The sequence below is a fragment of the Acidisphaera rubrifaciens HS-AP3 genome (assembly GCF_000964365.1).
In the GTDB taxonomy this organism is placed as follows: Bacteria; Pseudomonadota; Alphaproteobacteria; order Acetobacterales; family Acetobacteraceae; genus Acidisphaera; species Acidisphaera rubrifaciens.
The window spans coordinates 1-4,716 of the sequence record NZ_BANB01000663.1; the positions used below are offsets into that span (position 1 = coordinate 1).

Consider the following 4,716-nt stretch of genomic DNA (forward strand, 5'->3'; position numbering starts at 1 on the left):
GCCGGGCCGATCGCCGGCGGCACGGCCGGCATCGGCGGCGGCAGGTTGCTCGGCCGGACCGCGGGACCACGGCTGCGGCCGGTATGGGCCGCGCCTCCCTGCCCGCCGGGCATGAACCAGTCATCCGCGTGGCCCGACGCCGGGGCGAACGCGACGAGAAGGGCGGCGGCCACGGCCGCCGCGACAAGGCGATTGGAATGCTGCACTAGCTAGAACCTCGTGCCAAAGCCGAAGCGGATAAGCTCGGTCTGATCTTGCGGTTGCTTGATCACGAACGGCGCGACGTCGATGTTTATCAGACCGAAGGGCGTTTGCCACGACACCCCGACGCCGGCGCCCAGGCGGGGCGCGTAGTTGTAGTTGCTGGAAATCGGCGGACAGACGCTGCCGGCGTTGGTCGGGATGCCGAAATACGACAGCGGATAGCCCGACCCAGGGCATCGCCCGTTCTCGAAGTTGGCGCCCACCAGGCCGCCGACATCGACGAAAGCACGGCCGGACACGCCGAGATCGGGCGAGACCGGCAGCGGGAAATGCAGCTCCGTCGACTGGGTATAGATGAAGCGGCCGCCCAGCGCGTCGCCGGTGAACGCATCATGCGGGCCGGCGCCACCCGGCAGGAAGCCGCGCAGGTTGTCGCCGCCGAGGAAGAAGCGGTCGATGAACTGTTCGTTCTGGCCGAGGTTGAACAGCTGCCCGGCGCCGGCCGACAGCGAGATGCCCCAGTCGGAATTGCCGGTGAAGGCGTCCAGCGGGATGAACGCCTGCCCGTCAACCTTGGTGCGGATGAAGGCGCTCGATCCGCCGGCGCCCGCCGCGTCCACGCCGAGGCGCGCCAGCCAACCGGCATGCGGGTTGGTCGGGCTGTCTCGGTAGTCGACGGTGAAGGTCTGGCCGAACTGCGACAGCGTCGTCCAGTTCGCCTGCGCACGGATATAGTAGCTGGTGCCGCCGAAAAGCGCGTAATGCTCGGGCACCAGGACCGGACCGATGAAGGCGGGCCCCTGGAGATACGGATAGCCCTCATACACGTTGTAAACGTCGCGATCGACGAAGGTGTAGTTCAGCGACTGCCGGATATGCTCGTTGAAGTCATAGCCCAGGCGGAACGCAACGCCGCCGCGGCGCTCGCTGTACTGCGCGACGAAGAAGTCGTTGATGTCCACATAGAACAGGTCGACACCGGCGACGAGGTTACGGTCGAGGAAATACGGATCGGTCAGCGACAGGTCGATCGAGTTCTGATACTGCGCCAGCACGGCGTTTGCGTTCGCCTGCACGCCCGTGCCGAGGAGGTTCTTCTCCTTGATGCCCACATCCAGCAGCGCGCCCGCATCGGTCGAATAGCCGCCGCCGAGCGACAACTCACCGGTCGATTTCTCCTGGACCGCCGTGGTGATGATCGCCTTGTCGGGCGCGGAGCCGGGCGACGGCGTGACGTTGACGTTGCTGAAGTAGCCGAGGTCCTGGAGCCGCTGCCGTGTCGTCTTGGCGGTGTCGGCGCTGAAGGCGTCCCCCTCCGCAAAGGCGAATTGCCGGCGGATCACCTTGTCCTCGGTGCGGGTGTTGCCCTGGATGTCGATACGCTCGACATACACGCGCGGCCCATCGCCCACGATGAAGACGAGATCGACGATGTGCTTCGCCTTGTTGCGCGAGATGCGCGGCTTGACCTCCACGAACGGATAGCCGCGCGCCTGCACGTCGCGGGTTATGAGGTTGACGCTGCGTTCAACGGCGTCGCCGTCATACCAGTCGTCGGTCTCCAGCTGCACGTCGGGCAGGAGATCGTCGCCGTTCAGCTTATGCAGCTGCGAGTCGACGCTGACCTTGCCGACGCGGTAGCGCTCCCCTTCCGAGAGGGTAAAGGTGAGCACGAAGCTCTTGCGGTCGGGCGACAGCTCGGCCGTCGCGTTCTTCACCTCGAAATCGACATAGCCGTTCTTGAGGTAGAAGCGGCGCAGCAGCTCCTTGTCGTATTTCACGCGGTCGGGGTCGTATTCGTCGCTGCTCGACAGCAGACGGAACCATGCCTGCTGCCGGCTGGCGATGACCTCCCGCAGCCGGCTCTCGTCGAACGCCTGGTTGCCGACGAACACGATTTTGCTGGTGAGGGTGGTCTCGCCTTCGTTGATCTCGAACACCACATCCACCTCGTTGTTCGCGAGGTGGATGAGCTTCGGATCGACATGCGCGTCGTAGCGGCCCTTCTTGGCATAGAGATCGAGGATGTGCTGCCGGTCGGCCTCGGCCGCCGCGGCGGTGAAGACGCCATGCGGTCGCAGCTGCAGGTCCGCGCGCAGCTGGTCATCGGACAGCTTGTGATTGCCCTCGAAGGCGATGCGGTTGATGACCGGGTTCTCGACCACCTTCACGACCAGGGTATTGCCCTGCCGCGTCAGGCTCACGTCGGAGAACAGGCCGGTCGCATACAGCGTCTTCAGGCTGCGGTCGATACGATCGGGGTCGAACGGATCGCCCGGCTGGACGAGCATATAGGATTCGATCGTGCCCGGCTCGACACGCTGCGCGCCTTCGATGCGTATCTGCTGGATCAGGCCGCCGGCCGCCACCGCCCTGGACGCGGAACGGGTGTGCGCGGCGGATTTGGGAGCCGACCCGCTCTGGGTCGCGGGTGCCGCGGATTGGCGGTCCTGCGCCAGCACGCTCACGAAACCGCTCAGCGGCACCGCGAGCGCTGCCGCAACGAGCATCGCACGTATGACGTTCAAGAGGCCTTTTCCCCCGTTGCGACCCCGACGGCGCATCTCGTCAAGCGAGACGCGCCGCCGCGTGCCGGACCATAGCGGCGCTCACCGGGCCGCGCCAACCATGAAGGCGGGGGCCGGGCGGCGTTTGTGTGTCAGCCGATCAGGCCCGCGACCCAGCGCACGAAGCCGAGCCTTGTCAAGTCGTTCCAAGCCGAGAACAGCACGAGGCAGAGGATGACGGCGAGGCCGGCCCGGAAGCTGTATTCCTGCGCGCGCGCCGGCAGCGGCCGCCCACGGACCGCTTCCGCCAGGTAGAACACCAGGTGGCCGCCGTCGAGAATCGGGATCGGGAACAGATTGATCAGCCCGAGATTGATCGACAGTACGGCGATGAACGTCATCATGCTGGCGATGCCGAGCTGCGCCACGTGGCCCGAGAGCTGCGCGATGCGGATGACGCCCCCGAGCTGATCGGCGCTGCGCCTGCCGGTGATGATCTGCCACACGCCGGCCAGGGTCTGGCGCGTCACCTCGTAAGTCTGCCGGACCCCGTCGCCGATCGCGGCGCCCACGCCGACGCGGCGGTATTCCGGCGCGTTGGTGATGCCGATCTGCCCGATCGTCTTGCCGTCGACCGTCTTGGCCGCCGGCGTCGCCTGGAGCGTCAGTCGCGCGTCGCCGCGCTCGACCACGACCGGCAGCGTCTGGCCGGGCCGGGCCGTGACGATGGCCACGATGTCGTCGAAGCTGTGCGTGGGCTTGCCGTCGATCGACAGGATGCGGTCGCCGCTCGCGATGCCCGCGTGCGCGGCGGGGGTGTCGGGCATCACCTGCCCGACCAGCGTGGTCGGCACCGGATTGCCGATGGCAAGGGTCAGCGCGCTGAACACCACCGCCGCCAGCAGGAAATTGGCCACGGGGCCGGCCGCGACCACCACCGCCCGGCGCCAGACCGGCTTGTCGTGGAAGGTCCGTCCGGGCTGCCACGCCGCGCGCACCTCGTCCGGCACGTCGCCCGGCTGCTCCTGCCCATGCAGCTTCACGTAGCCGCCCAGCGGCAGCCAGGCGACTTTCCAGACCGTGCCGCGGCGGTCCGTCCAGGCGGCGAGCGCGCGGCCGAAGCCGATCGAGAACGCCTCCACATGCACGCCCATCCACCGCGCGGCGAGGTAGTGGCCGAGCTCGTGGATGAACACCAGCACGCCGAGCACCACGGCGAAGGCGCCGGCGGTGCGCAGGGCGTCGGGCAGGAAGGCGGGATGCAGGAGATGGAGCACGGTCAACCGTCCGGGTCAGCAGCTGTCAGGCATCAAAATCGGCCAAGCATCAAGATCGGCCAGGCAACGGGCGGCGCGGCGGATGCGTCACGCGGCGCGGGCGACCGTGGCGGCCTCGGCGCTGCGACGCGCTGCCGCGTCGAGCGCGATGACGTCCTCGATCGTCGCGACCGGCGGCGCCCCGAGCGCCTCCAGCGCGCGTTCGACCACGCGGGCGATGTCGAGGAAGCCGATCCGGCGCTGGAGGAACGCCTCCACCGCGATCTCGTTGGCGGCACTCAGGATCGTGGGGGCGCCGGCGCCCGCGCGCAAGGCATCGCGCGCCAGCCGCAGGGCCGGAAAGCGCACCGGATCGGGCTCGAAGAACTCCAGCGTCGCCCGCTGCGCGAGGTCGAGCCGCGCCGCCGGGGTGCGGATGCGCTCGGGCCAGGCGAGGGTATGGCCGATCGGGATACGCATGTCCGGCGTGCCGAGCTGCGCCAGCACCGACCCGTCGGCGTAGTAGACGAGGCCGTGGACGACCGATTGCGGATGCACCAGCACCCCGATGCGCGTCTCGTCGAGCGCGAACAGGCGCGCCGCCTCGATCAGCTCCAGCCCCTTGTTCATCATGGTGGCGCTGTCGATGGAGATCTTCGCCCCCATCGACCAGATCGGGTGTCGAAGCGCCGCCTCGGGCGTCGCGGCCGCCATGTCGTCGAGGCTCGCGGCCCGGAACGGGCCGCCCG

Annotated in this window: 3 protein-coding genes and 1 pseudogene; all 4 read right to left on the reverse strand. The window is 68.3% G+C overall.

Going from position 1 to position 4,716, the window contains the following annotated elements:
* The coding region (locus B8460_RS23095; RefSeq protein WP_048862617.1) for a hypothetical protein at nt 1-206 on the reverse strand (206 nt) is incomplete at its 3' end.
* 3 nt (nt 207-209) lie between these two features.
* Nucleotides 210-2,732 carry an outer membrane protein assembly factor BamA gene (gene bamA, locus B8460_RS16035; protein WP_052945268.1) on the reverse strand — a complete coding sequence of 841 codons (2,523 nt, stop codon included), beginning with the start codon at nt 2,730-2,732 and terminating at the stop codon, nt 210-212.
* 131 nt (nt 2,733-2,863) lie between these two features.
* Nucleotides 2,864-3,961, reverse strand: a complete 1,098-nt coding sequence (rseP, locus tag B8460_RS16040) for an RIP metalloprotease RseP (protein ID WP_048862619.1) — start codon at nt 3,959-3,961, stop codon at nt 2,864-2,866.
* A gap of 114 nt (nt 3,962-4,075) precedes the next feature.
* A pseudogene (locus tag B8460_RS16045) lies at nt 4,076-4,716 on the reverse strand (1-deoxy-D-xylulose-5-phosphate reductoisomerase); the annotation flags it as partial.